This is a genomic window from Bifidobacterium sp. UBA6881, from assembly GCA_002451435.1.
Lineage (GTDB): Bacteria > Actinomycetota > Actinomycetes > Actinomycetales > Bifidobacteriaceae > Bifidobacterium.
In genome coordinates, this window is sequence record DKCF01000101.1 from 6,285 (window position 1) to 10,048 (window position 3,764).

A 3,764-nucleotide genomic window follows, 5' to 3' on the forward strand; every position below is an offset into this window, starting at 1 on the left:
GACCAATGATTAATGATTGGTGTCCAATGACCTATGTGGTTCCATGCCAATGAACACAGGTCGCCACGTCTGACGCGGAGCATCTCACCAAATGCGCACGCGGCTGTCGGGGTCGAGCCACATGCCGTCGCCCGGCTTGACGTCGAACGCCTTGTAGAACAGATCCACATTCCGTGCGATGCCGTTCGTGCGGCATTCGGCGGGGGAGTGCGGGTCGATCTGCAGATACTGTTCGGCGAGCTCGTCGCGGTTCTTGGTGCGCCAGATCGAAGCATAGCTGAGGAAGAACCGCTGCAATCCGGTGAAGCCGTCGATTTCCGGAGCGTCGGCAAGTGCGGCTTCGATGGCTTCCGGCGAACCGTCCTTGTCGCGTCCCGCGGCCTCGTCGAGAGCGAAGGCGTAGGCCTTGAGCGCGATGTTCACGCCGCTCAGGTCGCCGATGTTCTCGCCGATGGTCAGCGCGCCGTTCACATGCGGCGCCTTCGTGGGGTCGTCCGCGTACTTTTCGGCGAGCTGCGTCGGCACGAATTCGTTGTACTGGTCGATGAGCTTCTTGGTGAGCTTCTCGAAGTTCGCCTTGTCGTCCTCGGTCCACCAGTCGTTGAGCTTGCCGTCGCCGTCGTATTGCGCTCCCTGGTCGTCGAAACCGTGGCCGATCTCGTGTCCGATCACCGCGCCGATGCCGCCGTAGTTCGCGGCGTCCTCGGCATCCGGGTTGAAGAACGGAGGCTGCAGAATCGCGGCCGGGAACACGATCACGTTCATGGTCGGCTCATAGTAGGCGTTCACCGTCTGCGGATTCATCAGCCATTCGTCCTTGTCGACCGGCTGGCCGACCTTGGAAAGCTGGTATCCGGTCTCGTACAGATTGGCTGCGCGCATGTTCCGCGCGAAGCTCGCGTCCTCACGCACGTCCAATGCGGAATAGTCGCGCCAATGGTTGGTGTAGCCGATCTTCGGCGTGAACTTCGAAAGCTTCTCCAAAGCCTTCGCCTTGGTCTGCTCGCCCAGCCAGGTGGAGCTGGAGATGGAGACGCGGTAGGCGTCGATGAGATTGCCCACCAGCTGCTCCATGCGACGCTTGGAGGACTCGGGGAAGTGGCGCCTCACGTATTCGCGGCCCACGTCCTCGCCGCAGATGCTGTTGACCAGCGCCACGCCGCGCTTCCAACGGTCGCGCTGCTGCTTCTGGCCGGAGAGTACCTTGCCGTAGAAGTCGAAGTTCGTCTCGTCGAATTCGTGCGGCAGCTCCAACGTGGAGCCGATGATGACGTGCACGCGCGCCCATAGCTTCAGGTCGTCGAGGTCGGCGGTCTTCCAGAAGGCGTTCAGGCCGGTGAGGAAGCTTGGCTCATGCACGATCACGCGGTCGAAGTACTTGCGGAAGGTCAGCGGCTGCGCCTGCGCCGCGGTGGTCCGATCGTAGGCGGTCTGCCAAGCGTCGATCCACGCGTCGAGGTCGTAATCGCCCAACATGGCGCTCAAATCGGCATAATCGGTGGGATTGTAGGTTTTCACCGAGTCGCGGGTGGCGACGTTGTCCCAGTGGTTCGCCGCGATGCGCGTCTCGACGTCGAGGAAGCGCTTGGCCTGCGTCTGCGCGTCCTGATCGTCGTCCGCGAGTTTCGCGTTGCGCAGCTGCCGGGTGACCATGTTCACATACGCGTCGCGGATCGGCGCGTAGTGGTCCTCGCGATAGTAGGCTTCGTCGGGCAATCCAAGGCCGGCCTGCTCGATATGGATGATGTTGGTCTCCGGTGCGCCGGGGTCTCCATATACGGCAACGCCGATCAGATCGGGTCCGCCGGCCGGATTCATGCTTCCCAACGCGCGGACCAACGCGCGTTTGTCGGCCGCGGCGTCGATGGAGGCCAACTGGTCGGCGATCGCGGAAAGACCCGAGGCGTTGATCGCTTCCTCGTCAAGGAAGCTATGGAACAGCGCGCGCGATTTCGCCGCAGGGCGGGACGGGGCATCCGAATCCGCGGTGGAGGAATCGGACGCATTGTCTGCGGTGTCGTCCTGCATCACGGCATCATCCTGGAGGATGTCGCGAATCTGGTTTTCGGCGTTCTCGGCCAGCCGGTCGAAGGAGCCGTAGCGGGAACGGTCATCGGGAAGGCGGTACGTGTCGATCCACGGGCCGTTGACATAGCGGAACAGATCCTGCGCAGGCGAGATCACGGCGGAGAACGATGCCGGATCAATGCCTGAATTCATTGTGGTGTTCATGGCTTCACACTATCCATCTTCGGTGACAAAATCCGTGAAGGCGGAAGACCGCGAAATCTGTGGAATAAAAGACCCCCCGTGCAAGACCCTGTGCCAAAAAATCCGGCGACGCAAGGCGGTCCGTCTGTTGTATTCAGGCAATTCTTTTTGGTGCTTGCAAGGCGGTTATTCTGTTGCTTGGTGCGTTTGTGGAGTGGTCCTGCTTACGGCGTTTACAAGGTGGTTTCTGTTGTCTTCGAGCTGTCGATAAGGCGGGCGCTATAGTGTCTGTAAAGCAGTTCTTCTCTTGCCTCTGTAGCGCGTCCGAAGTAGGCTTGGAACCATGATCGAATTGAAGACTCCGAAAGAGATTGAGGAAATGAAGCCGGCTGGTCGTTTCGTCGGCCACATTCTGCGCGACCTGAAGGAATACACCAAGGTCGGCACCAATTTGCTGGACATCGACGAGTTCGTGCACAAGCGCATCGTGGACCGCAAGGGCGCCGAATCCTGCTACGTCGATTACGCTCCGGATTTCGGTACCGGTCCGTTCGCGCACTATATCTGCGTTTCCGTGAACGATGCCGTGCTGCACGGCGTCCCGTACGACTACAACCTCAAGGACGGCGATCTGGTCAGCCTCGACCTGGCGATCAACGTCGATGGCTGGGTCGGTGATTCCGCCATCAGCTTCGTCGTCGGCGAGCACAAGGATCCGGAGGACCTGCGCCTGATCAAGTGCACCGAAGAGGCTCTGAAGGCCGGTATCGCGGCCGCCCAACCGGGCAATCGTCTGGGCGACGTGTCCTGCGCGGTCGGCGATGTGGCCCGCGAATACGGTTACCCGATCAATTTGGAATTCGGCGGCCACGGTGTCGGACGCATCATGCACGGCGATCCGCATGTGCCGAACGACGGCCGTGCGCACCACGGCTACAAGCTGCGTCCGGGCCTGGTCATCGCCATCGAGCCGTGGTTCCTGAAGACCACCGATGAGATCTACCAGGATCCGAAGGACGGTTGGACGCTGAAGAGCTCCGATGGTTCCCGCGGCGCGCATAGCGAGCACACCATCGCCATCACCGAAAACGGTCCGGTGATTCTCACCACCCGCGACTAGTGCGCATTGGCGCAGCCGGTTCATGCTATTGTGCGCATTGGCTCGGCCGGTTCATGCTATTGCGATTGGTTTGCATCGTCTGCGGTTGTCTCGCACTGCCTGTGGCCGGTTCATATCGCGCTGTTTGATTGCTCATGGTCGCGGTTCGCGCCGTTTGCGGGCTGGTCTGCATGGTCGGTTTGGACTGATTGTGATTGGCTCGTATCGTGCGACTAGCTCGCATGATAATTGTCCATTGTTGTGACTGGTTCGCATACTGTGGACATGGCATGTGATTATATGCGTCATATCGAGGCGGATTCGTGTTTGCATGGATCCGCCTTTTTGTTTTGCAATGATTGCGCCTGCTTCGCTGTCCATATGTTTCGGCAGTCCGAGGCTGATTGCTCTCTTCGTACGGTCGCTGATTGTTATCCAGCATCCGTTTGGGGAG

2 protein-coding genes are annotated in these 3,764 nt (G+C 60.1%); one reads left to right on the forward strand and one right to left on the reverse strand.

What is annotated here, in order from left to right:
* Positions 1-84: 84 nt before the first annotated feature.
* A complete protein-coding gene (locus tag B3C64_RS07690; protein ID WP_291534886.1) occupies positions 85-2,232 on the reverse strand; it encodes a M13 family metallopeptidase in 2,148 nt (715 codons plus the stop codon).
* A 322-nt stretch (positions 2,233-2,554) separates the two neighbouring features.
* Here B3C64_RS07690 and map point away from each other — a divergent pair, with 322 nt between their 5' ends.
* Positions 2,555-3,331: a type I methionyl aminopeptidase gene (map, locus tag B3C64_RS07695; protein ID WP_291534887.1), complete on the forward strand. Its 777-nt coding sequence runs from the start codon at positions 2,555-2,557 to the stop codon at positions 3,329-3,331.
* The last annotated feature ends 433 nt before the right edge of the window (positions 3,332-3,764 follow it).